Annotated in this window: 15 protein-coding genes; all 15 read left to right on the plus strand. The window is 39.3% G+C overall.

What is annotated here, in order from left to right; all coding sequences use genetic code 11:
• Nucleotides 1–165: 165 nt before the first annotated feature.
• The 15 genes from R2Q70_RS12210 (at nt 166) to R2Q70_RS12280 (ending at nt 25906) form a co-directional block, all read left to right on the plus strand.
• Nucleotides 166–3270 (plus strand): DUF6298 domain-containing protein, encoded by a 3105-nt coding sequence (locus R2Q70_RS12210; RefSeq protein ID WP_316807858.1) that lies wholly within the window; start codon nt 166–168, stop codon nt 3268–3270.
• 3 nt (nt 3271–3273) lie between these two features.
• Nucleotides 3274–4674 carry a glycoside hydrolase family 140 protein gene (locus R2Q70_RS12215; protein WP_316807859.1) on the plus strand — a complete coding sequence of 467 codons (1401 nt, stop codon included), beginning with the start codon at nt 3274–3276 and terminating at the stop codon, nt 4672–4674.
• A gap of 332 nt (nt 4675–5006) precedes the next feature.
• On the plus strand, nt 5007–5849 hold the full coding sequence (locus R2Q70_RS12220) for a glycoside hydrolase family 43 protein (RefSeq protein ID WP_316807860.1): 843 nt from the start codon (nt 5007–5009) through the stop codon (nt 5847–5849).
• A gap of 148 nt (nt 5850–5997) precedes the next feature.
• On the plus strand, nt 5998–7830 hold the full coding sequence (locus R2Q70_RS12225) for a six-hairpin glycosidase (protein WP_316807861.1): 1833 nt from the start codon (nt 5998–6000) through the stop codon (nt 7828–7830).
• 1 nt (nt 7831) lies between these two features.
• Nucleotides 7832–9394 carry a sialate O-acetylesterase gene (locus R2Q70_RS12230; RefSeq protein ID WP_316807862.1) on the plus strand — a complete coding sequence of 521 codons (1563 nt, stop codon included), beginning with the start codon at nt 7832–7834 and terminating at the stop codon, nt 9392–9394.
• On the plus strand, nt 9394–12165 hold the full coding sequence (locus R2Q70_RS12235; RefSeq protein WP_316807863.1) for a glycoside hydrolase family 2 protein: 2772 nt from the start codon (nt 9394–9396) through the stop codon (nt 12163–12165). Before R2Q70_RS12230 ends, R2Q70_RS12235 begins: the two co-directional genes overlap by 1 nt.
• Before the next feature lie 178 nt (nt 12166–12343).
• A complete protein-coding gene (locus tag R2Q70_RS12240; RefSeq protein WP_316807864.1) occupies nt 12344–15082 on the plus strand; it encodes an alpha-L-rhamnosidase in 2739 nt (912 codons plus the stop codon).
• Nucleotides 15083–15259: 177 nt separating this feature from the next.
• Complete coding sequence (locus tag R2Q70_RS12245; RefSeq protein ID WP_316807865.1) at nt 15260–15937, plus strand: DUF3826 domain-containing protein; 678 nt, start codon at nt 15260–15262, stop codon at nt 15935–15937.
• Between the two features lie 74 nt (nt 15938–16011).
• A complete protein-coding gene (locus R2Q70_RS12250) occupies nt 16012–17148 on the plus strand; it encodes a sialidase family protein (RefSeq protein ID WP_316807866.1) in 1137 nt (378 codons plus the stop codon).
• A gap of 273 nt (nt 17149–17421) precedes the next feature.
• Nucleotides 17422–17715: a GIY-YIG nuclease family protein gene (locus R2Q70_RS12255; RefSeq protein WP_316807867.1), complete on the plus strand. Its 294-nt coding sequence runs from the start codon at nt 17422–17424 to the stop codon at nt 17713–17715.
• Entirely contained in the window at nt 17690–19282 is a 1593-nt protein-coding gene (locus tag R2Q70_RS12260) for an acetylxylan esterase (RefSeq protein WP_316807868.1), read from the plus strand. The genes R2Q70_RS12255 and R2Q70_RS12260 overlap by 26 nt, the downstream gene beginning before the upstream one ends.
• A gap of 6 nt (nt 19283–19288) precedes the next feature.
• Nucleotides 19289–20182 (plus strand): sugar phosphate isomerase/epimerase family protein, encoded by an 894-nt coding sequence (locus R2Q70_RS12265; RefSeq protein ID WP_316807869.1) that lies wholly within the window; start codon nt 19289–19291, stop codon nt 20180–20182.
• 1 nt (nt 20183) lies between these two features.
• On the plus strand, nt 20184–22805 hold the full coding sequence (locus tag R2Q70_RS12270; RefSeq protein ID WP_316807870.1) for an L-rhamnose mutarotase: 2622 nt from the start codon (nt 20184–20186) through the stop codon (nt 22803–22805).
• Nucleotides 22806–22992: 187 nt separating this feature from the next.
• Nucleotides 22993–24078 carry a Gfo/Idh/MocA family oxidoreductase gene (locus R2Q70_RS12275; protein WP_316807871.1) on the plus strand — a complete coding sequence of 362 codons (1086 nt, stop codon included), beginning with the start codon at nt 22993–22995 and terminating at the stop codon, nt 24076–24078.
• 238 nt (nt 24079–24316) lie between these two features.
• Entirely contained in the window at nt 24317–25906 is a 1590-nt protein-coding gene (locus tag R2Q70_RS12280) for a sodium:solute symporter family transporter (RefSeq protein ID WP_316807872.1), read from the plus strand.
• Nucleotides 25907–25977 lie beyond the last annotated feature (71 nt).

Below are 25977 nucleotides of genomic sequence, written 5' to 3' on the forward strand. Positions count from 1 at the left end.
TTGCTTAACCAGTTCGTCATTGCGAGGCACGAAGCAATCCTAATGCGAAAGCCTCCATTGTAAGATTGTTTCGTGCCTCGCAATGACGGAAAGTATAACAAAATAAAAATGCCAAATACTAACCACATATTAAAAGTAAAACAACTAAAAAGCTTATCAATTTTGATGATGTTTTTTTTAGTTGCAAACTTTTCTTATGCTCAAAAAACAAAGCCAATTGAACCACCAAAGCCAATTTTTAAAAATAAGGATGGAAAATTGGCCTATACAGCTGATGAGCAAGGCAACCGCATTCCAGATTTTTCTTATGCAGGTTATATGGCAGGCGAGAAAGCCATTCCAAACGCTTCAATTAAAGTAGTTGTTCCTGTTTCAAAAGGAGATGCTACACTAAGAATTCAATCTGCCATCAATTATGTTTCAAAATTACCTATTGGAAAAGATGGCTTGCGTGGTGCAATTTTGCTGGAAAAGGGAACTTATGAAGTTGCAGGGACTCTAAAAATCTCTGCATCTGGCGTAATTCTTCGCGGCAGCGGAGCAAATGAAAACGGTACAAAAATCTTCGCAACCGGTTTAGATCGGATTGGAGTCATCAGAATTTTAGGCAAAAACAACAAACTTGAGGAATCACCAATTGCGATAACAGATCATTATGTTCCGGTAAATTCAACCAAAATTACTTTATCAAACGCCTCAGGATTTAAGGTTGGCGATAAAATTATCATCCATCGCCCATCAACAAAAGAATGGATTGAAACCTTAAAAACAGTTGAGTTTGGTGGCGGTGAAAGTGCTTTAGGCTGGAAACCTGGAACAAGAGATATTCATTGGGATAGAAAAATAACCGCAATTAATGGTTCTACAATCACTTTCGATGCACCGATTACAACAGCTTTAGATGCTAAATTCGGCGGTGCAACCGTTTCGAAATACCAATGGGATGGAAGAATTTCACAATCTGGTATTGAAAACCTAAAGCTTGAATCAGATTATCACAAAGAAAATATTAAAGATGAATACCACCGCTGGACTGCCATTTCGATAGAAAATGCAGAAGATGCCTGGGTTCGTCAGGTTGTTTTTGAGCATTTTGCAGGTTCGGCTGTAAATGTATTAGAAACGGCAAAAAGAATTACCGTTGAGGATTGTAAATCGCTTGCTCCAATCTCCGAAATCGGTGGCGAACGCCGCAATACTTTTTACACGACCGGACAACAGACGCTTTTTCAACGATTGTACTCGGAATATGGCTACCATGATTTTGCGGTAGGCTTCTGTGCGCCTGGACCAAATGTTTTTGTGCAATGCCAATCTTATTTACCTTTTAGTTTTAGTGGTACAATTGATAGCTGGGCATCGGGTGTGTTGTTCGATATCGTAAACATTGATGGACAGGCTTTAAGTTATTTAAATCGCGGTCAGGATGGGCAAGGAGCCGGCTGGAGTGCTGCAAACAGTGTTTTCTGGCAGTGTAGTGCGGCAAGAGTTGATAATCCTCAACCACCAACAGCGCAAAACTGGGCTTTTGGAACCTGGGCCCAATTCTCTGGAAATGGTTATTGGGACATGTCTAACGAGCAAATCCAGCCACGTAGTTTGTATTATGCGCAGCTAAAAGACAGATTAGGAAATGAAATTGATGCAAGGGCTTTTGTTTTACCTGTTGAAACCGAAGCATCGAGTAGTCCGCCAGTTGATGTTGCCCAAAAGTTAACCAAAGTTGCGGCCAAACCTGCGTTAACCGTATCAGAATATATCGATAGCGCTGCTGAAAGAAACAAAATATCAACTGAATCTACAGGCGCTAAAACTATTGATAAGATAGGACTAGATAAATTCGTTGAACCAAAACTTGCTGATGCAATGACCATTAAAAATGGCTGGCTGGTTCGCGGTAATGAAATCGTCGTTGGCAATCGCCAGGATGTGCCATGGTGGAACGGCAGTGCTCGTCCGCATGGATTGAAAAAAACTAAATTTCATGTTACCCGCTTCGTTCCTGGTCGTGAAGGAAATGGTTTAACAGATGATTTAGATGAAATTACTGATTCCATGAAAAATGGCTCGGTTAAAGTTTTAGACCATAATTACGGCCTTTGGTACGATAGAAGAAGGGATGACCACGAACGCATTCGTCGCATGGACGGTGAAGTTTGGGCGCCATTTTATGAATTGCCTTTTGCCCGAAGCGGACAAGATAAAGCCTGGGATGGCCTAAGTAAATACGACATCACAAAGTATAACCTTTGGTACTGGGATAGATTAAAAACCTTCGCAAACTTGGCCGACCAGAAAAGTTTGGTTCTTATTCATCAGAACTATTTCCAGCACAATATTATCGAGGCCGGAGCACATTATGCCGACTTCCCTTGGCGTACTGCAAATAACATCAACAACACCGGTTTCCCTGAGCCTGTGCCTTACGCTGGTGATAAACGCATTTTCATGGCGGAACAGTTTTACGATGTCAGCAATGAAAATCGCAAAGCGATACATAAAGCTTACATCAGAAAATGTCTTGAAAATTTTGATGGAAACTCTGGGGTGATTCAATTGATTGGTGCCGAATTTACTGGTCCATTGCATTTTGTGCAGTTCTGGATTGATACCATTAAAGAATGGGAAAAGGAAACGGGCAAACATCCAATCGTTGGGTTAAGTGTTACCAAAGATGTGCAGGATGCAATTTTAGCAGATAAACAAAGAGCTGATGTAGTTGATTTAATTGACATCAGATACTGGCATTACCAGGCAGATGGAACAGCTTATGCACCGCAAGGCGGACAAAATTTAGCGCCACGCCAACATGCCCGTTTGCTTAAGCCAAAGAAAACATCATTCGAAGAAGTTTATCATGCGGTTTCTGAATACAAAACTAAATTTCCTGAGAAAGCAGTGATTTATTCGGGCGATAACTTTGATGCTTTCGGTTGGGCAGTTTTAATGGCTGGAGGTTCCTTATCAAATGTTCAAAATCTTGATAAAACCTTATCAAATGCAATTTCAACACTGAAACCAATCATCCCGATAGGTAAAAACAAACAACAATACGGTTTGGAAAATGCAGGCAAAACCTATCTTTTTTACAATGCATCGGCAGAAGCCATCGGTTTAGATTTAACCAAAACTGCCGGGAAATTCAGTGTGAAAATATTAAATAGTAGAACCGGAGCCATCCTAAAAGAGGAAAAAGTTAACGGTAATGCTATCGCGAAAATAAATAAAGTGGGTACTGGAGATGAATTAATCTTCATTAACAAAATATAAAATATGACTTTAAAATCTACATTTTACCTTTTAACATTTTTGTGTTTAACCATTTTCGGTTGTAAGGAAAAACCACATTTTGGCGATAAAAGTCTTTTAGTTTCTGAAAATGGCAGGTACTTTACTACAGGAGATGGGAAGCCTTTTTTCTGGCTAGGCGACACCGGTTGGTTATTGTTTAGCCGACTTACCCGCGAAGAAACAAATACTTACCTCGAAGATAGAAAACAAAAAGGATTCAATGTGATTCAGGTAATGGTTTTACATGATGTAGCGGCTAAAAATATTTATGGGGATTCGGCTCTAGTAAGTAAAGATGTTTCAAAACCTGTTGTGACCGATAAAAATGAGTATAAAGATTCTACTGCTTACGATTATTGGGACCACATCGATTACGTGGTTGATCAAGCTGCAGAAAAAGGACTTTATATGGCTTTGGTTCCGGTTTGGGGTACGAATGTAAAAGAGAAAAAGGTTAACGAAGCTCAGGCCAAAGTTTATGCTAAATTTTTAGCAGATAGATATAAGGATAAATGGAATATCATTTGGTTAAATGGTGGCGATATAAAAGGGAGCGATGGTTTGAAAGTTTGGACCACCATTGGCGAAACCATACGGGCAAATGACCCAAATCATTTGATGACTTTTCACCCTCGCGGGAGAACGGCCTCTTCTGCATGGTTCCATAATGCAAAGTGGAATGATTTTGACATGATTCAATCTGGACACAGACGTTACAGTCAGGACACTTCTGCAAAAGAAAAATTGCATTATGGAGAGGATAACTGGAAATACATTGAATCTGATTATAAACTTAAACCAACCAAACCAACAATTGATGGAGAACCTTCTTACGAGGATATTCCGCAGGGTTTGCATGATGTAAGGGAACCTCGATGGACAGACGCTGATGTGCGTAGATATGGTTATTGGTCGGTTTTCGCCGGTGCTTTTGGTTATACCTATGGGCATAATTCGGTGATGCAGATGTACAAAAAAACAGATTTAAAACCTGCTTATGGTCCGAAAGACCAATGGATTACTGCGATAAACGCTCCAGGCGCTATGCAAATGAAACATTTGAAAGATTTAATGTTATCGCGTTCGTATTTCGACCGTGTTCCTGACCAGACTTTGGTAGCCGGCTCAAACGGAGAAAAATATGATAGGGTTTTAGCCACCCGTGGTGAAGAATATGCTATGTTTTATACTTACACAGGCCGGACTTTCAGTGTGCAGTTAGGAAAAACAGATGGTGATGATGTGAAAGCTTCCTGGTTCGATCCCAGAACGGGAAAGACAACGGATATAGGGAAATTTGAAAACAAAGGAATTAAAGAATTTAATCCACCAGGAGAACCAGCAAATGGCAACGACTGGGTGTTGATTTTGGATAAGGTATAAAATAAGGTATGTCGTCATTGCGAAGAGGAACGACGAAGCAATCTCAATTAGAGCAAGCATTAATATTGCTGTCATTCTGAGGCACGAAGAACCTGAAGCCGATTAACACTGCCCGAGCATATATGATGTTGTCTTTAAGACATCGGGTAATTGTTGATTGTGCTTATGGGTTGAAGATTCTTCACTGTGTTCAGAATGACAAACCTAACTGTGAACAAAGAAAAATAACTATTACAAATAAAGTGTTTAAATTAAAATTCATATCATCATTTCGTTTAGCCATCATTGTCCTGGCTTTGTGCGGATTAACTTCTTGCTCAAAACAGGCATATTTGTTTACCTCATTTCATGAACCGGCAAACGAAGGATTGAGATTTTTATACAGTTACGATGCCTACCACTGGACTGATTTAAACAAAACGTTTTTAAAGCCTGAAGTTGGTACACAAAAAGTGATGCGTGACCCATCAATCGTTCAGGGAGCAGATGGAACCTTTCATTTGGTATGGACCTGCAGTTGGAAAAGTGATAAAGGATTCGGCTATGCAAGTTCAAAAGATTTAATAACCTGGAGTGCGCAAAAATTTCTTCCAGTAATGGAAAAAGAGCCGAAAACGGTTAACGTTTGGGCACCAGAAATTTTTTATGATGCGGAAAAGAAAGACTTCGTAATCATCTGGGCTTCAACTATACCATTTCGTTTTGCTAAAGGAATGGAGGAGGAAGAAAATAACCATCGAATGTATTCGATAACGACAAAAGATTTTGTGACCTTTTCTGAACAAAAATTATTTTTAGACCCAGGTTTTAGTGTGATTGATGCCGTAATTGTGAAGCGGGCAACAAAAGATTATGTGTTGGTTTTGAAAGATAATACCCGCCCAAACAGGAATTTAAAAGTGGCTTTTGGAGAAGATGCTCTGGGTCCTTATAAAAATGTTTCGGATACATTTAGTCCGAAGTTAACCGAAGGACCGACGGTGGTGAAAGTAAAAAACGATTGGCTGATTTATTTCGATGCTTACGGTCAGAAGATTTATTCGGCCTACAAAACTTCCGATTTTAAAACTTTCAAGGATGTAACTAAAGAGGTTTCCATCCCGGAAGGGCATAAACACGGAACGATCATAAAAGTGAAAAGGAAAGTGATAGACAGATTGAGGAAGAAACGTTAGCAACCGCTGTCATTCTGAGGCACGAAGAATCTCAGAGCGATGAAAAACTAATCTCAACTAAGCATTGACGGTGTTAATAGTTTAATTTCAGATAGTGCTAATTGGTTATAGATTCTTCGTTCCTCAGAATGACAAAACTTATAATAGAATGAAAATATTTAAAATACTTTGCTTAACGTTACCATTTACGATTGCGCTATCAACCTCTCAGGCGCAGGATACGGTACGTTATACTGGAAAAACTTTGGTTAATGCCGATTACCACCACGGTCAACTAACGCCTGTGGTAGGTGTTCATAATATTCAAACATTCCGGGCAAACAGAGAACATCCGGAGTTGGCCGAAAACTTTGGCTGGACGTATAACCATGCTCCAATGTTAGCCTACTGGAATAACAAATTTTACGTAGAATATTTAAGTGATAAAGTCGGGGAAAGTATTCCGCCAGGACAAACCTTATTACAATCTTCCCCTGATGGTTATACTTGGACAAAACCAGATGTGATTTTTCCGATTTACAGAATTGCCGATGGTACCACAAAAGAAGGTAGAACTGATGTGGCCAAAAATTTAGATGCCGTGATGCATCAGCGTATGGGATTTTACGTTTCTACTAAAAACGTGTTTCTGGTTTTAGGTTTTTACGCCATCAGTTTCGACGCGAAAGACGACCCGAATGACGGGCATGGAATTGGTAGAGCCGTTCGCGAAATTCAGGCCGATGGAAAATACGGACCGATTTATTTCATTCATTACAATCCAGGTTATTCAGAAAAAAACACTAAATATCCATACTTCACAAAAAGTAAAAATAAAGCTTTTGTTGCCGCTTGTAGAGAATTGCTGGCGAACAGATTAATGACGCAGCAATGGAATGAAGAAGCCGATAGGAAAGACCCTTTAATTACTTTGCAAAAGCAATACAAGGCATTTAGCTACTATCATCTTCCTGATGGAAGAGTGGTTGGTTTGTGGAAGAATGCCTTGACTGCAATCAGTACCGATAATGGTAAAAGCTGGCCGGAAAGCGCTTTTCGTGCGCCTGGTTTTGTAAACAGCAATGCTAAAATTTGGGGTCAAAAAACAGCAGACGGGAATTTTGCAACGGTTTATAATCCTTCAGAATACAGATGGCCGCTAGCCATTTCAACCAGTAAAAATGGTTTAGATTACACCAATTTGCTTTTAATCAACGGCGAAATTACGCCGATGCGTTACGGTGGGAATTACAAATCTTATGGTCCACAATATGTTCGTGGCATTATTGAAGGAAATGGCAAACCTGCTGATGATAAATTATGGGTTACCTACAGCATGAACAAAGAAGATATTTGGGTTTCTTCAGTTCCGCTACCTGTTAATGATAAAGTTACAGCTCACGTGAATGATGATTTTGGGAAGTTACCAAAAGGGAAAGAACTGGAGCAATGGAATATTTACAGTCCGCTTTGGGCACCTGTAAAAGTGGAGAATGGCACTTTGGTTCTGAAAGACAAAGACCCATTTGACTACGCAAAAGCAGAACGGTTGTTTCCTGCATCGAAGAAAATCATCACTTCTTTTTCGGTTACACCAAAGCAGAACGATTTCGGCTTATTGGAGATTGAATTACAGGACGCAAAAGGAATGGCAAGTGTTCGTTTGACTTTTGATACCGCTGGAAATTTAAGCGGAAAAGCTGGTGCACGATATAAAAACTTCATGAAATACGAGGCTGGGAAAAGTTACGATATCAAAATTAAATTAGATGCACACACCAGGTTTTATTCACTAACAGTCAACGGAAAAGAACTTTCTTTAAGTTTAGCTTTTCAGCCGGTGGCTGATGTTTCCAGGATTGTTTTCCGAACCGGTGATACCCGTCGTTTCCCTGATGTAGATACACCTGCTGACCAAACTTACGATTTGAAAAATGCAGGCGAATCTGAGAAAAAAGAAGCGATTTATTCAATTAAGTATTTAAAAACGGAAGGCTTTTAGGATGAGGAATAAGTTTCGTGTTTTGAGTTTAGGGTTTAGCGTTTTTACGACTTCAAGAACCAATAAAGCCGTCATTTCGAGCGGAGTGCAACGCAGTCGAGAAATCTTTTTCGCTAGGTTCAAAGATTTCTCGGCTTCGCTCGAAATGACGGCGATGATTATTCTACTTTCTTTACTTTCCTTTTCTGCCAACGCTAAAATCCTTTTGCCTCAAATTTTATCAAGCAATATGGTTTTACAGCGTGAGAAACCCATCAACATTTGGGGTTACGCTTTGCCAGACGAAAAAGTGGAAGTCACTTTCGCTGGGCAAAAAAAGCAGGCAGTAACTGATAAAAACGGAAATTGGTCTGTGGTTTTAATGCCTTTGAAAACATCAGCAACACCGCAAACGATGACCATTTCTGGTTCCAACGAAATCGAATTAACCAATATTTTGGTGGGGGAAGTTTGGGTGTGCTCTGGTCAATCGAACATGGAATATCAAATGCGTAAGCTTGCTAAAATTCCAAAACCTAAAAACGAAAAATTAGGTTTTCCTTCTGATGAGGTGGAAAAGGCAAAAAATACACAAATCAGGATTTTCCTTGTTAACCGTAAACAATTGACAAAGCCAGATTCTATCCATAAAAGTTGGGCTATTGCAGAAGATTCAGCTTTAAGAGCTTTTTCGGCGGTGGGTTACTTTTTTGCGAAGGAAATTCAGGAGAAGTTAGGCATTCCTGTCGGCATGATTTCTTCTTCCGTTTCGGGCAGTGCGATCGAGCCCTGGATTGCGCCTGAAGCATTTGCCCAGGAGCCATACTTTAAAAACCAAAAAGTGAGCAACGACCCTGGCAAGTTTTATACACCCATGATAGAGCCTTTGGCTAAATTCAAAATCAAGGGTTTTCTTTGGTATCAAGGCGAAACCAATTGTTTCTTGAACGAAACCATCAGTTATTCATACAAACTGAAAACCTTAATTAATCTTTGGCGCAAAGCCTGGGGAGAACAGCTGCCTTTTTATTACGTGCAGATTGCACCTTTCGATTACAGCAAGCAAAAAAGTGATAAGGTTGTACTTACAGCCGACACGCAGCCAAACTTTTGGGAAGCACAACAACAAATTCTGCGTTTGCCTAATACCGGAATGATATCGACCAATGATTTGAATGATAACGGCGGCGACTTGCATCCAACCTATAAATGGGAAGTTGGCCGCAGGTTGGCACTTTTGGCCTTAGGTAAAACCTACAACCAAAAAATAGATTTTTCAGGACCAGTGTTTAAAGCGGTTTCATTTAAAAATAATCAAGCTTTACTAGATTTCGATTATTTAAAAACAACGAACGCAACAAATATCACCGGTTTCACAATTGCCGATGCTAGTGGGAAATTTGTGAGCGCTGATGCGGTTTTAAAAAACGGCAAGGTTGTCGTATCCTCAAAAGAAATTTCAAAACCAAGCGCTGTTCGTTATAACTGGACAGAAAATCCAACAGGAAATTTGTACAGCAATGAGTTACCAGCGCTGCCTTTCCGAACCAATAATCCATTAACCAAACAATTTAAAACCAATTAATGAAACGCAGATTTATACTTTTCTTTTGTTTAACAATGATGTTTGGCTTGGTAAAAGCACAACAAACAGAAAAACTATATCTTTCAGGAACTGGAAACGACAATACTGTAAATTGGGACTTCTTCTGCACCGAGGGAATGAATGCCGGTAAATGGACCACCATTCCGGTGCCTTCCAACTGGGAATTACACGGTTTCGGGAAATACAACTATGGTTTTAATAAAGAAGCGAATAAAGGCAAGGAGCAAGGGCTGTACAAATACAAATTCAATGTACCAACAGCGTGGAAAAACCAGGTAGTCAATATTGTTTTTGAAGGGTCGATGACCGATACTGAAGTTAAAATCAATGGAAAATTAGCTGGAGAGATTCACCAGGGATCATTTTATGTTTTCAGATACGATATTTCAAAACTATTAAAGCAAGGTGACAATTTGCTTGAAGTAAAAGTATCCAAGCATTCTTCCAATCAGTCGGTTAACGAGGCGGAACGCAAAGCCGATTTCTGGATTTTTGGTGGCATTTTCAGACCTGTTTATTTAGAGTCTTTACCGCAAACGCATATCGATCGAATTCAGATTGATGCAAAAGCTGACGGAAATTTAAATGTTCAGTTCGCTTACACTGGCGAAGCCGACAAAGTTGAAGTTGAAATTTTTGGCAAAGATGGAAAGCGATTTGGCAATAAGTTGACCACTTCTATTAAAAAAGGAAATCAAAAATTGGTGTTGAACCAGAAGTTTTCAAATCCCGAATTATGGTCTTCAGAGTTTCCAAACCTTTATACAGCTACCTTTACTTTAATAAAAAAAGGAAAAGAAATTCATCAAGTTTCAAAAAAAATAGGATTCAGAACCATTGAAGTAAAAGAACGTGATGGCGTTTACGTAAATGGCGTAAAAATGAAATTCAAAGGCGTAAACCGTCATTCTTTTTATCCGAATTCGGGCAGAACAACAAGTAAAAAAATCAGCATAGCTGATGTTGAACTAATGAAGGAGATGAACATGAACGCGGTACGGATGTCGCATTATCCGCCTGACGGGCATTTTTTGGACGTTTGCGATTCACTAGGTTTATTTGTGATGGATGAACTCGCCGGCTGGCATGGCACTTACGATACGCCAACAGGAACAAAGCTGATGAAAGAAATGATGTTGAATGATGAAAATCATCCATCGATTATTTTTTGGGCAAACGGAAATGAAGGCGGACACAATCGCGAACTCGACCACCTTTTTGCTGAAGAAGATATTCAAAAACGCCCTCTCATTCACCCTTGGGAAGTTTTTAATGGATTTGAAACCACGCATTACCGTGAGTTTAACTATGGAATTGGAAACTACGACCATGGACATAACATTTTAATGCCTACCGAATTTTTGCATGGCATGTGGGATGGTGGTCATGGCGCAGGCATTGAAGATTATTGGAATGCGATGTGGCACAACCCGCAATCTGCCGGTGGCTTCCTTTGGGATTTTGCCGACCAGGCCGTTGTGCGGACCGATAAAAACGGAGAAATGGACACCGATGGAAACCACGGTCCGGATGGAATTGTTGGCCCTTATCACGAAAAAGAGGGCAGTTTCTTTACCATTAAAGAAGTTTGGAGCCCGGTTTTTGTAGAGAAAAGAGAAATGACAGCTGGTTTTGATGGTTCATTTTTACTGGAAAATCGTTATGCTTTTACCAATCTTAATCAATGCACTTTCGACTGGAAATTGAAAAAACTTAAAGCTAGCGACGATGCAGATTTTAAGGCTGGAAAAGCTGATGCGCCAAATATTAAACCATTCGAAAAAGGGAAATTACAAATTAATCTTCCGGAAGATTGGAGAAGTTTTGATGCTTTGTATTTAACAGCAAAGGATGTTTACGGAAAAGAACTTTTTACCTGGAGTTTCCCAATTACTTTGCCTGCATCCGATGCAGCGAAACTTGTGGTGAAAACAGCTTCATCAAAAGTGATTTTAAAGGAAGATGCGAAAGTTTTCCAGGTTTCCGCAAATGGTATCGATTTAACTTTTGATAAAACCACCGGATTATTGCAGCAAGCTAAAAATGCTAAAGGTGTAATCCCGTTTTCTAATGGTCCGATTTTACAGGAAGGCGTGAATAATTTCAAAAACTTTACAACTAAAATGGACGGCGAAAATCTGATTATTTCATCCAAATTTGATAAAAAAGAAAGCTGGAATACTTTGCAATGGACAATTTATCCATCGGGTTGGTTAAAAATGGAAGTAAAATATTTCCCTGCTGAATATTTCACCACATTCGTAGGATTAAATTTTTCTTATCCTGAAAGTGAAATCAAATCAGTTGAATATAAAGGCAACGGACCATACCGCGTTTGGAAAAACAGGATGAAAGGGCAGCAGTTTGACATCTGGAAAAAAGATTACAACGATTCGGCAACTGGAGAACCGGCTTGGCAATATCCAGAGTTTAAGGGTTATTACTCAAATATGTATTGGTGTGAATTTATCGGGAAATCTCAAAATTTTAAAGTGCTAACCGATAGAGAGGATGTTTTCTTAAGGTTATTTACGCCGAAGAAATCGAAAGATACGGAATGGGATAACATGAGCCCGACTTTTCCAACGGGAGATATTTCGTTTATGAATGGAATTTCGGCAATTGGAACGAAAACGCAAAAGCCAGAAACAACTGGTCCGATGGGAATGAAACATGTTTTTTATGATTTTGATAAAGAACCGAGCAGGGCTTTAAATATGACTTTGTATTTTGACTTTTCAATTCGATAGTCGTCATTGCGAGGAGGCACGACGAAGCAATCTAATTAGTGAAATGATAGGAAAAAAGATTTATCCCGCAGATCACGCGGATATACACAGAAAGAGATTAGAAATCTGCGTACATCTCCAAAATCAGCGGGAAAAAATAAAAAATATAGAAATCGGTATAATCAACCGCAAAGCGTAAATGAACATTAAAATCTACATAGCGATAATCAGCATCTGGCTCCTGCCACTTAACACAGTTTTGGCGCAGGTTTCGTTGCAAAATACCACCTGCGAGATGCTTACAAATCCTCTAGGAATTGATGTTCAAAAACCTCGTTTGGCGTGGCACATTATTTCAAAAGAAAGAAATGTAATGCAAACGGCTTATCAGGTTTTGGTTGCTTCATCGTTAGAAAAATTAAATGCCAATGAGGGCGATTTATGGGATTCAGGAAAGGTAAATTCCACCGAATCCATTCATGTGAATTACAATGGAAACGCACTCAAAAGCAGACTAAAAGCTTTCTGGAAGGTTAAAGTCTGGACTACTGCCGGGCAAAGCGAATGGTCGGCTAATAATTATTTTTCAATGGGATTGTTGTATTACAAAGACTGGCCAAAAGGTTGGATAGGTTTCGACAGGGCTTTCCCATGGGATAATATTAAAACCGATTCACGATTATCCGCAAGGTATTTCAGAAAGGAATTTCAAAGTGCAAAGACCGTACAATCAGCCACCGCCTCAATTATTGGCTTGGGTTTGTACGAGCTTTACATCAATGGTAAAAAAGTTGGGGAGGATGTTTTGTCACCATCGCCAACAGATTACACCAAAAATGTAAAGTACAATACTTTTGATGTTACTTCATACATCAAAAACGGTAAAAACGCGGTTGGAACGGTATTAGGAAATGGTCGTTTCTTCGCCATGCGTCAAAATGAAAAACCTTATAAAATTAAAACGTTTGGTTTCCCGAAAATGCTGATGAACATTAATATTGTTTATAGCGATGGAACAACTGCAAACATTGATACCGATGACAGTTGGAAAGGCACTGCTGATGGGCCAATCAGAACCAACAACGAATACGATGGCGAAGAATACGATGCGACCAAAGACTTAACTGGTTGGAATACGATCGGTTTCGATGATAGCAAATGGGCAAAGGCAGAATTTGTTCAGGAACCGACAGGTGTGATTGAAGCGCAGATGAATGAAAATATGCGTGTGATGAATACGCTCAAACCGGTGTCAATCAAAAAAATCTCTGGCGATCGGTACATCCTGGATATGGGGCAAAATATGGTAGGCTGGCTGCAAATCAAAGTAAAAGGTATAAAAGGAAAGCAAATTAAAATGCGTTTTGCAGAATCATTACAAGATAATGGTGAACTTTTTACAGCCAATCTTCGCAATGCAAAATGTACCGATTTATACACGTTAAAGGGCGGTGAGCAGGAAACCTGGGAACCAACTTTTGCCTATCGTGGTTTCAGATATGTTGAGCTTTCGGGTTATACTTATCAACCCTCGGTAAATGATTTTCTGGGGAAAATGATTTACGATAACATTAAAACTGTTGGAACTTTCGAAACTTCTGATGCTTTAACCAACCAGATTTTCAAAAACGCCTGGTGGGGAATTGCCGGAAATTATAAAGGAATTCCGATTGATTGTCCGCAACGTAATGAGCGCATGCCTTGGTTAGGAGATAGAGGTGCAGTTGCCTATGGCGAAAATTTTGTTTTTGATAACGGCAGATTTTATACCAAGTGGTTGCAGGATATTAGAAATTCGCAGAAAGAAGATGGTGCGATTCCTGATGTTGCACCCGCTTTTTGGCGTTATTACAGCGATAACATGACCTGGCCGGGCGCAATGCTTCTGGTTACAGAAATGGTTTACAAGCAAACCGGAGATGTTTCTGCAGTTCGCGACAATTATCCGGCAATGAAAAAATGGCTGGCGTACATGCAAGACCGCTACATGCAAGAGTACATTTTAACAAAAGATAGTTATGGCGATTGGTGTATGCCACCCATTACCATCGAATTTGGACGTGGAAAAAGTGCTGATAAAAAGTATCCGTCAGCCTTAATTTCAACCGCTTATTATTATCATTTCACACAGTTGATGATTCAATTTGCACAGGCGATAGGAAACGAAGCGGATGTTAAGGATTACCAGGCTTTGGGAAACAAAATTAAAGATGCTTTTAACCAGAAATATTATAATGACAAAGGTTATTATGCCGCCAATGCTTTAACAGATAACATTATTCCGTTATATTTTGGCATGGTTCCCCAAAACAAAGTGGATGAGGTATTTAAAAATATTACTTACACTGTTGAGGTAACCAATAAAGGTCATTTGAGCAATGGTTTAGTGGGTATTCAATGGCTAATGCGTTGTTTAAATGATTATGGCAGACCGGATTTGGCTTATACCATCGCCACGAAAAAAACTTATCCAAGCTGGGGATATATGGTAGATCACGGCGCCACAACCATTTGGGAATTATGGAATGGCAATACCGCCGACCCAAAAATGAACTCTCAAAACCATGTGATGATGTTGGGTGATTTACTAATCTGGTATTATGAAAACCTGGCGGGAATTAAATCTGAAAGTCAGGCATTCAAAAAAATCATTATGAAACCGGAGATGATTAGTAGTTTGAACTCAGTTAATGCCAGTTACAATTCGACTTATGGATTAATCAAAAGCAGTTATACAAAAACAGCAAAGCAGTTCAAGTGGAATGTAACGGTTCCTGCAAACACTACAGCCATGCTTTATATTCCTGCAAAAAATAAAAATGAAATTACAGAGAAACTGAAATCGATAAAAGATTTAAAATTTATAAAAATGGAGAAAGATAGAGCGATTTATGAGGTTGGCTCAGGGGATTATTCTTTTTTGGTGGAGGGGAAATAGAAAATTCGTCATTTCGAGTGAGTGCAACGAAGGCGAGAAATCTTTGAAGCTTGTTCAAAAAATTCCTCCGCTACGGTCGGAATGACGGAGAAGGAATAAATAAACATTTTACCTCGCCTCAAGACCATTCATGTAAGGCGGTATATAGATATTTGATAACCAATAATTAATGCAATTATGAGAAAGTTTTTAAAGCCAATAATGTTACTTACTTTACTGCTAACCGCGGTAAACACATTCAGTCAAACAAAAGATGTCGTAGTGCCTGAAGAAATCGTAACTAAAGCGAAGGAATGGGTTTCGGCGTTAGATTTAAAAGATGCGACAAAGAAATCAACGGTTGAAAATGCTATTGCAGTGCATTTAACAACTGTTCGAGACTGGCATAACGATCACCCTTCATCTACTGTTCCGGATGGGATTAATCCGGTTACGGGAAATAAGTTAAGCGATTTAGATAAACAAATTATCGCCGATTCGGCCATGCCTGCAACTGTTCACCAAGCTTTAATGGATGGCTTGAAGAAGAATTTATCTTCAGAGCAAGTGGAAACAATACTGGATAAATACACGATTGGCAAAGTAGATTTTACGATGAAAGGTTATAAAGCCATCGTTCCGGATTTAACTGCTGATGAAGAAGCGAAAATTTTGGGTTTTTTAAAGCAAGCCCGTGAGCAAGCCGTAGATTATAAAAACATGAAACAGATTTCTGCCATCTTTGAGATTTACAAAACGAAATCGGAGCAGATGTTAAATAACAATGGTCGCAGCTGGAGAGCGCTTTACAGTGCTTACACTAAAAAGATAAAAGAGGAGAAAGCAAAAAAGACTAAAGAAGGGAATAGGAAATAGGAAAAGGAGGCTAGAAAACGGACTCGAATCAATTTCCCATTTTCTATGCTCCATTTACCTCAAATAAAAGAACTATGTTTAAAAGAAAAATATACATCACATTAGGACTTGCTTTTACGCTTGCTATAAGCGCTAAGGCTCAGGTAGAAAAATGGCAGACAGGCGTTGTAAAACAAGAATTTTTATACGATAAAGCACCTTTTCCGTCTTGCCACTCGGCAACCATCGCTGAAACACCAACCGGTTTGGTAGCCTCATTTTTTGGTGGTACGAAAGAACGAAACCCGGATGTAGAAATTTATATCAGCCGTTTTGTTGATGGCAAATGGTTGGCACCAGTTTCTGTGGCGAATGGTATTCAGCCTGGTGGCAAAAGATTACCCACCTGGAACCCGGTTTTGTATCAGGTTCCTGGAGGAGATTTATTGTTGTTTTATAAAATCGGACCAAAGCCATCAGAGTGGTGGGGCTTGATGAAAACATCAAAAGATGGTGGAATTACCTGGTCTGACGCTACAAAATTACCTGATGGCTACATCGGACCTGTTAAAAATAAACCAGTTTTATTAAGCAACGGAAATCTTTTTGCGCCCTCAAGCAAAGAGGGTAACGGCTGGAAAATCCATTTCGAGGTAACAAAAGATAATGGCAAAACCTGGCGAACAGTTGGTCCATTGCCAGAAAATGGTATTAAGGCTATTCAGCCAAGTATTTTGCAGCACGGAAACGGCAAACTTCAAATATTAGCCAGAACGGCGAACCGGGCAATTGTAGAATCATGGTCGGATGATAATGGTGAAACATGGTCGGCTTTAAGCAAAACTTCCTTGCCAAATAACAACTCTGGTACAGATGCCGTAACCATGAAAGATGGTCGCCACGTGTTGGTTTATAACCATGTTTTGCCTCCGGGCGATTTAGCCAAAGGGCCGAGAACCCCGCTGAATGTTTCGGTTTCAAAAGATGGAAAAAACTGGTCAGCCGCATTAATTTTAGAAGATTCACCGATTAGTCAGTATTCCTATCCGGCAGTTATCCAAACTTCTGATGGCATGCTGCATTTTATTTATACCTGGCGAAGGGAAAAAATTAAACATGTAGTTGTCGACCCATCAAAGTTGAAACTAAAAAAGATTAAAAATGGCATTTGGCCAAAGCTGAATGGTTATACCGCTCCAGTAATTACCGAAACTAAAAACGAAGAGCCGTGAGAAAAATGAAATCTTTTTTATGCCCATCTTCATTGCAAGGAACGAATCAATCTAATTTATTAAAAGAGATTGCTTCGGTTGATGAAAAATCAAACCTCGCAATGACGGATTCTTTTGCATCATGCCTCACCTCATCGTCATTGCGAGGTACGAAGCAATCTCAATTTGAACGGTTAGGCTGCATCAGCTCGAACATGACGAGCTTTGCAATGGCAAGCGCAATATCGTCACTGCAAGGCAGGAAGCAATCTCTTTTAAAATAAATAAGGGAAGATGGAACGAGGAGGATTTGTTTATATCATGACGAATAAAAATCATATGGTTTTATATACAGGTGTCACATCTGATTTAAGGAATCGGATTTACGAGCATGTTAATAATAAATATCCGAATAGTTTTACCTCAAAATACAAATGCTATAAATTAGTTTACTATAATTTTTTCTGGAGTATTGAAGAAGCTATAGCTGAAGAAAAAAAAATAAAAGCGGGAAGTAGGCTCGCTAAACTTAAGTTAATAAATGAATTTAATCCGAATTGGAATGACTTATATAAAACATTGGACTAATACATCTTCGTCATTGCTAGGAGGTAGGCCGACAAAATCTACGCTTCCAAAAGAGATTGCTTCGGTTGATGAAAAATCAAACCTCGCAATGACGGATTCATTGGCATCAAGCCTCGCCTCTTCGTCATTGCGAGGCACGAAGCAATCTCTTTCGAAAACTAGTTATTCGATTAAGTCTTTTTTACTCGTTACAATTTCACTATTCCATTTCACCAACCTCTCTGCACAAACCCAAAACAGCGATAACCTTTATAAAAAACCTTTAGCCGATGTTTTAAAAGAAATTCAGACCCGTTTTAAGGTTCAGATTAAATATTCCGAACCACAAATAAAAGACAAGTGGGTAAACTATGCCGAGTGGCGTTTCCGTGCTGATGTAGATGAAACCCTTGCGAACGTGCTTACGCCTCTGGATATGAAAGTAAACAAAGAAAAGCCAGGCGTTTACAAGTTGAAAGAGTATGAATATTACCGTTGGGAAGTTCAGGATGGTTGGGCATATTTGGATTCGTTGGCAACAAAGTATCACGATAAAGCAAGCTGGGAGAAACGCAAGGCGGAAATTAAACCCGAGTTGTACAAAGCCTTAATGTTATCTCCATTGCCAGCCAAGGTTAATTCAAAACCAATTGTTACGGCTAAAAGAATTTTCGATGGGTATTCTGTAGAAAACATTGCTTTAGAAATTCTCCCTGGCGTTTGGATTAATGGTTCACTGTATAAACCACTAAATGCAAAAGGAAAAATCCCCGTGGTTTTAAGTCCTGATGGACATTGGGAAAAACAAAGGTACAGAGCCGATTGTCAGCTTCGTTGTGCGACAATTGCAAGAATGGGCGCTATGGCTTTTAGCTACGATTTATTTGCCTGGGGCGAGTCGATGCTCCAATTTAAATACGAAGACCATCGCCGTAGTCTGGCACAAACGGTTCAATCGCTGGGCGGAATCAGAATTTTAGATTACTTCTCATCACTAAAAGAAACTGATACCAACAGAATTGGAATTAGCGGTGGCTCGGGTGCCGGAAGTCATTCCATTTTAATGACAGCAATGGATGATCGGATTAAGTTAAGCGCACCTGTAGTGGCGATGTCGTCATATTTTTACGGCGGTTGTCCATGCGAAAGCGGCATGCCAATCCATCAGTGCGGTGGCGGAACTGATAATGTAGAATTAGCTGCAATGGCAGCACCACGACCACAATTATTGGTGTCAGACGGTAGCGATTGGACAGCTCACACGCCTCAGCATGATTTTCCATATCTTCAAAAAATGTATGGTTATTATGGTGTGAAAGATCAAGTTGAAAATGTTCATCTTCCAGAAGAAAAACATGATTTTGGCATTAATAAGCGCATTGCGTTGTACGATTTCCTAATCAAAAATTTCAAGCTAAATGGTGCCTTAGTTAAGGATAAAGCCGGAAAATACGATGAAAGCAAAGTCACTATAGAAAAGGAAAATGCCTTATATGTTTTTGGTGATAAGGGCGAAAAGTTACCAAAAAATGCAGTGATGGGATTTGAAAATCTGGAGAAATTGTTTCCATTAAGCGCAACGAAATAATAAATCATGGAGTTAAACAGAAGAACCTTTATTACAAATGCTACTTTGCTTGCGGGTGCCTTGCTCATTCCTAATCAATTGCTTTTGGCTGCCGAGAAAAAGAATAGGTATAAAGTCGCTGTGATTGATTTGATGATTTTAAAACGCCAGAAAATTAGTGCGTTACCGTTAACTAAAGAAATTGGTGCCGATGGTTTGGAAATTGATATGGGCGGTTTGGGCAATAGGGAAACTTTCGATAATAAGCTGGCAGACCCGAAAATCAGGCAGGAATATTTAGATAAAGCAAAAGAGTTAAACCTCGAAATCTGCTCATTAGCGATGACGGGTTTTTATGCCCAATCTTTTGCTACGCGACCAACCTATCAAAAAATGATTCAGGATTGTTTGGATACTGCGAAAGCAATGAATGTTAAGGTTGTATTTCTTCCTTTGGGTGTTCAAGGCGACTTAGTCAAAAACCCTGAGTTGCGTGGACCAATTGTAGAAAGATTAAAAGTAGCTGGAAAAATGGCTTCCAAAGCAGGTGTTGTAATTGGAATTGAAACTTCTTTAGATGCCGCAGGCGAACTTCAGTTGTTGAAAGAGATAGGTTCCAGACATGTAAAAAGCTATTTCAATTTCTCTAATGCAATAAAAAATGGAAGAGATTTGCATAAAGAGTTACGGATTTTAGGAAGGAAAAATATTATCCAGATTCATGCAACTAATGAAGATGGTGTTTGGTTACAAAACGACCCTAAAATTGATTTGAAAAAAGTAAAAGAAACGCTTGATGATATGGACTGGAAAGGTTGGTTAGTGGTAGAAAGAAGTAGAGATGCAACGCAACCGACCAACGTGAAATATAATTTCAGCGCCAATACCAATTACCTAAAATCAGTTTTTCAACCGAAATAATATGAATGGATTAGAAAACTGTGTAAGCACAATGCGTTGGTGCCTCATGTTAGTGTTTCGTGGAGACACGAACCACGGCATCATGCAATCGCCTAAATCGTCATGGTTCGTGTCACCACGAACCAAACCATTTTTGATTCTGGCAATTCTTTTTTCTTTGCTTTCCTCCATAGCGAGCGCAGCAGATATTTATGTTGCCAAAAATGGTTCGGATACTAATCTAGGTAACAAAGAAAACCCTTTTGCTACACTCCACGCCGCTATTAGAAAAGCCCGTGAGTTACGTCGCTTGAATGATGCTTCAATTAAGGGTGGAATTAGGATAATCATTAATAAAGGTGTTTATCAACTTAACGAACCTATAGTGCTCCGCCCAGAAGATTCAGGAACAAAAGATAGTCCGACGGAAATCATAGCTACCGAAAAAGTAGTTTTAAGCGGAGGTGTGAAAATTAGCGGCTGGAAAAAATTGAACGGGAATGTTGCTGGTTTGCCGAAAAAATCCATAGGAAAAATTTGGGTTACAGACATTCCTGATTTTGATGGAAGTGGCTTACAATTCCGGCAACTTTGGGTAAATGGAAAAAAGGCCATTCGTGCCAAAAACTACAATGGCGACGAAATGGGCAGAATTTCATCCTGGGATAAAGAAATGCAAACATGCAAAATTCCAATCCAGAAAGGTATTAATCTTGCCAATATTAAAGGCATGGAAATGCTCATTCATCAATGGTGGGCAATTGCAAATCTTCGTGTCAAATCCGTAAAAGTTATTGGGAATACAGCCGAATTATCGTTCTTGCAGCCCGAAAGCAGAATTCAATCAGAGCATCCCTGGCCTGCACCCTGGATTTCTGAAAAAACTGGAAATTCGGCATTCTACCTTACCAACGCCATTCGATTTTTGGATGAACCCGGAGAATGGTTTGAGGATTTGAAAAATCATAAACTTTATTATTGGCCAAAAGCATCAGAAAATATGCTTAACGCTGATGTGGTAGCGCCAGCTACTGAAAACCTTGTTAAAATTGAAGGAACGATTGACCATCCGGTTTCTTTTGTCAATTTTAAAGGAATTTCATTTGAGCATTCTACCTGGTTACGACCATCAAAACAAGGTCATGTTCCGCACCAAGCAGGTATGTATATGCTCGATGCTTATAAACTTAAAATACCTGGAACGCCGGATAAAGCTGCATTGGAAAATCAGGCTTGGGTTGGCCGACCAGCATCAGCCGTTGAGGTTACTTATGCCAACCATACTTCCTTTGAAAATTGTCGTTTTGAGCATTTGGCCTCAACTGGGTTGGACTATAAAAAAGGAACTTCAGAAAATCTTGTCAGAGGTAGTTTATTCAAAGACATCGGCGGTTCGGCAATCCTAATCGGAACATTCTCAGATGAAGCTACAGAAGTTCATCTACCTTACAATCCATCAGATAAAAGAGAAATTTCTACAAACGATAGCATTGAAAACAATTTAATTACCGATGTAACCAACGAAGATTGGGGCGCAGTGGGCATTGGCGCTGGTTATGTTCAGGGCATAAAAATTTTGCACAACGAAATCAGTGATGTTTCTTATTCGGGCATCAGTATGGGCTGGGGTTGGACAAAAACGCAGAATGCGATGAAGAATAATACCATCACTGCCAATAAAATCCATCACTATGGCAAACACATGTATGATGTGGCCGGGATTTATACTTTGTCGGCGCAGCCTGAATCATTCATCACAGAAAATGTAATTGATAGTATCTACAAAGCGCCTTATGCGCATCTGCCTGAGCACTGGTTTTATTTATATACTGATGAAGGTTCATCGTATTTTACCATAAAAAACAATTGGACGCCTGCCGCGAAGTATCTTCAAAATGCCAACGGACCAGATAATTTATGGGAAAGCAACGGACCAAAAGTTTCTAATGAAATCAAACAACGGGCAGGTTTAGAAAAGCCTTTTCAGTTTTTGTTAAAAGAGAAATCTGTTTATTCCAATCGTGGTGTCAATCAGGCGGAAGATAAATCGGTTGTTTTTGAAGTGATTTTTAAAGATGATAAACTGCCATCAAACAAAGCCTTGGAAACTTTTGCGAAAGAAAATAATCTGTTAGCAAGCTCGATGTACAAATGGAATAATCGATTGGTAATTTACACTTCAAGCTTAAAAGTAGAAAGTTTGCAACAAACATTGAAACGCCTAAATGCAACAGAAACTAAACTTTATGATAATCTTTTTTACGATTTTAACCGTGAAAAAAACTGTGGAGATAAACCTGTTGAAGAATGGGATAACATCATTTTATCAGCCAATTTGGTTAAGGATGAGAAAATGCAAAAAGAGTATCTTGATTATCATAAAACACAATTTGAGAAATGGCCAGAAATATCAAAAGGATTTTGCAATGCAGAATTTCAGCGATTAGCGATTTTCAAAAAAGATAGGCAACTGATGCTGATTATCAGTATCCCGAAAGGAAAAAAATTAGATGATTTGAACCCGAAAACGACTTTAAACAATCCAAAAGTGGATGAATGGAATGCAATCATGAAGAAATACCAGGAAGGAATTGAAGGCACAAAACCTGATGAAACTTGGGTGTTTTTTAAACCGATAGAATAATAAAATGTTACCGATTTTGTCATTCTGACGTAGGAAGAATCTGCAAGCGATGGAAAACTAACGTAAATAGGAATCCTTGAATGTTGGTGGGTAAGGTTTGTGCACTGCTCATATGTTGCGGATTCTTCGTTGCACTCAGAATGATAAAAAAATAGAAAAAACAATAACGCTTAAAAAAAATAATATCATGTTAAGATTAGGGATTTTAGGTTTAGGAGAGGGCAGAAGTACAATTTCTGCATCATTGGCGAGCAGAAAGTTTAAGCTCATACAAATTTGCGATGCCAATAAAAAGCTTTGCGAGGAACGTGCTTTGGAATTTGATTTTCAAAACTGGACAACCAATTATGAGGATATGTTAACCAGTGATAAAATCGATATGATTGCGATTTACACGCCAGACCATTTGCATTTCGAACACATTAAGCAGGCGCTTTTGCATGGCAAACATGTGGTTTGTACCAAACCTTTTATTGATGATTTATCACAAGCTAATGAACTTTTGGAACTGGCAAAGAAATCGAGAAGAAAGATTTTTGTTGGACAAAGCTCACGATTTTTTGAGCCTGCCATGCGCCAAAAGAAAGATTTTGATAAAGGTTTAATTGGCGAATTAATTACCATTGAAAGTTATTACCATGCCGACCACCGCTGGTTTTTGGAAAAAGGCTGGTCGCTGAAACAATCGTTCAAATGGCTTTATGGTGGTTTAAGTCACCCTGTTGATTTCATCCGTTGGTACATGCCCGATATTGAAGAAGTTATGGGTTATGGTATGCTGAGTGCTAATGGTTTGAAAGCAGGAATAAAAAATCAGGATACGATGCATTTTATTTTTAAAGCAAAGGATGGTAGAATTGCCCGTGTGAGTGGTGCATACACCGGTCCGACGCAACCTGCAAGTCGCGATAGCGGAATGAGCTGTATTCTCCGCGGAACGGAAGGTGCAAGCCAGGCTGACTACCACGAATTGCGTTACTCGGTCACAACTAAAACTGGCGAGGAAAAAATTATCACTTGGGGCGATGCTACTTTGAAACATTATTTCCGTTTCGAAGGACAAAGCCATCATGCTGGTGAATACCAAAACTATCTGGATTATTTCGCGGATAGCATTAATAACAAGTTTACCGCTTATCCCGATTTAAAAGAGGGAATTGGAACAGTTGCGCTATTGCAAGCCATGGATAAATCAATGGAAATTGGTTTGCCAGTTAAAATTGATGATATCTTGAAAGCTAACAATATCACAAGGGAATCGATAGGCTTATAATTTGTTGCCACGGAAACACGGAGAACACAGAATAATATGAAATACTATTAATAAAACGGTCGTCATTGGGAGGTACGAAACAATCTTTAAACTTTGGTTTGGCTATCCAATTGTAAAGTGATTGCTTTACCGAAGTGTCGGGATAAACTGTACCCTGCAATGACGTGTACACCTGCAACAGCTCCGTGAATTCTGTGATTCCGTGGCAAAACCTAAATCAAACTAACCAAATTAACAAATGAACAATATTGTAGAACGATTAACCAGCTTAGACTACCTCATTGTAGTTGCCTACCTGATTATTTTAATCATCATCGGGTACCGGGCCAGTTTTTCGAAAAAGAAAGATGATGATGAAACGCTTTTTCTGGCTAATAAATCTTTAGGCTGGTCGAGCATTGGCTTTAATATGTGGGGTACCAATGTTGGTCCGTCAATGTTGCTGGCCTTTGCGAGCATCGGTTACAGCACAGGCATCGTAGCGGTAAATTTCGATTGGTACGCGTTCATATTTTTATTCCTGCTGGCGATAGTTTTTGCACCTAAATACCTGGCTGCAAAAGTAAGTACCATGCCCGAGTTTATGGGTAATCGTTATGGCGATTCTACCCAGAATATCTTAGCCTGGTATGCTTTAGTTAAGATTTTAATTTCCTGGTTGTCGCTTGGTTTATTCGCTGGTGGTTTTTTGGTCCGCCAGATTTTAGGTATCCCAATGTGGCAATCGGTTACCGTTTTAGTAGCGTTCGCCGGCTTGTTTACCTTTTTCGGAGGACTAAAAGCCATTGCCAAAGTGAATGTTTTTCAAATGATTTTACTGATTGCGGTTTCACTTTCTTTAATGCTTTTGGGCTTAAATAAAGTTGGTGGAATATCAGCATTGTACGCCAAAACACCAAGCCATTTCTGGAATTTAATTCAACCCGCCAGCGACCCAAAATATCCCTGGTATGCCATTTTACTGGGTTATCCGGTTGCTGCAGTGGCCTTTTTCTGTACCGACCAATCGATGGTTCAATCGGTTTTAGGTGCTAAAGATTTAAAACAGGGGCAATTGGGTGTGAGCTTTATAGGTTGGTTAAAAATCCTTTCATTGCCACTATTTATCGGAACGGGAATACTTTGTTATGTGCTGTTTCCAAACTTAAAAGACCCCAACGAGGCATATATGACCATGGTGACCAGTCTTTTTCCTCCGGGGATGAATGGTTTGGTTATCGTGGTTTTAATTGCGGTTTTGGTTGGAACAATCGGTTCTTCACTAAACTCATTGAGCACCGTTTTTACAATGGACATTTATGTCAAGAAAATCAATCCGAAGGCCAGTAATAAACAGATTATCCGTATTGGAAGATGGGCGGTAGTTGCTGGTTGTATTTTCGCTGTGATTGTTGTTTTGGCAATTGATAACATTAAAGGTTTAAATCTTTTCGATGTTTTTCAATCTGTTTTGGGTTTTATTGCGCCGCCACTTTCGGTTGTGTTTTTGTTAACTGTATTCTGGAAAAGGACAACGCGTAAAGCTGTAAATTTTACGCTTTCAGTTGGTTCAATTTTAAGTTTAGGAGTTGGCGTTACTTATTTATGGATTTTACCATCAAGCGAATACATTTTTTGGCCACATTATTTGATGCTTTCCTTTTACATTTTTGCAGGATTATTGATTATCGCCATGTTAATTTCCCTGTTGGATAGGTCGCCAAGTATTTACACCATAAACGAAGAACACCAATCCAATACCGAAAAACCAGATAAAACAGTTTGGGTTTCGTGGGCAGCTTTAGCTGTGGTTATGATTGCACTTTATATTTGCTTTAACGGACATTAAAAAATATTAACCACAGATAAAAAGGATGAACACGGATAAAATCTGTGTCAATCTATGTTCATCTGTGGTTA

It is taken from the genome of Pedobacter agri, from assembly GCF_032678665.1.
In the GTDB taxonomy this organism is placed as follows: Bacteria; Bacteroidota; Bacteroidia; order Sphingobacteriales; family Sphingobacteriaceae; genus Pedobacter; species Pedobacter agri_A.

What these genes read in the sequence shown, in the direction of transcription:
- R2Q70_RS12225 (WP_316807861.1), top strand. Translation starts at nt 5,998, where the DNA reads ATGAAAATATTTAAAATACTTTGCTTAACGTTACCATTTACGATTGCG.
- R2Q70_RS12215 (WP_316807859.1), top strand. Translation starts at nt 3,274, where the DNA reads ATGACTTTAAAATCTACATTTTACCTTTTAACATTTTTGTGTTTAACC.
- R2Q70_RS12280 (WP_316807872.1), top strand. Translation starts at nt 24,317, where the DNA reads ATGAACAATATTGTAGAACGATTAACCAGCTTAGACTACCTCATTGTA.
- R2Q70_RS12260 (WP_316807868.1), top strand. Translation starts at nt 17,690, where the DNA reads ATGACTTATATAAAACATTGGACTAATACATCTTCGTCATTGCTAGGA.
- R2Q70_RS12275 (WP_316807871.1), top strand. Translation starts at nt 22,993, where the DNA reads ATGTTAAGATTAGGGATTTTAGGTTTAGGAGAGGGCAGAAGTACAATT.
- R2Q70_RS12250 (WP_316807866.1), top strand. Translation starts at nt 16,012, where the DNA reads ATGTTTAAAAGAAAAATATACATCACATTAGGACTTGCTTTTACGCTT.
- R2Q70_RS12210 (WP_316807858.1), top strand. Translation starts at nt 166, where the DNA reads ATGATGTTTTTTTTAGTTGCAAACTTTTCTTATGCTCAAAAAACAAAG.
- R2Q70_RS12265 (WP_316807869.1), top strand. Translation starts at nt 19,289, where the DNA reads ATGGAGTTAAACAGAAGAACCTTTATTACAAATGCTACTTTGCTTGCG.
- R2Q70_RS12270 (WP_316807870.1), top strand. Translation starts at nt 20,184, where the DNA reads ATGAATGGATTAGAAAACTGTGTAAGCACAATGCGTTGGTGCCTCATG.
- R2Q70_RS12235 (WP_316807863.1), top strand. Translation starts at nt 9,394, where the DNA reads ATGAAACGCAGATTTATACTTTTCTTTTGTTTAACAATGATGTTTGGC.
- R2Q70_RS12245 (WP_316807865.1), top strand. Translation starts at nt 15,260, where the DNA reads ATGAGAAAGTTTTTAAAGCCAATAATGTTACTTACTTTACTGCTAACC.
- R2Q70_RS12240 (WP_316807864.1), top strand. Translation starts at nt 12,344, where the DNA reads ATGAACATTAAAATCTACATAGCGATAATCAGCATCTGGCTCCTGCCA.
- R2Q70_RS12255 (WP_316807867.1), top strand. Translation starts at nt 17,422, where the DNA reads ATGGAACGAGGAGGATTTGTTTATATCATGACGAATAAAAATCATATG.
- R2Q70_RS12230 (WP_316807862.1), top strand. Translation starts at nt 7,832, where the DNA reads ATGAGGAATAAGTTTCGTGTTTTGAGTTTAGGGTTTAGCGTTTTTACG.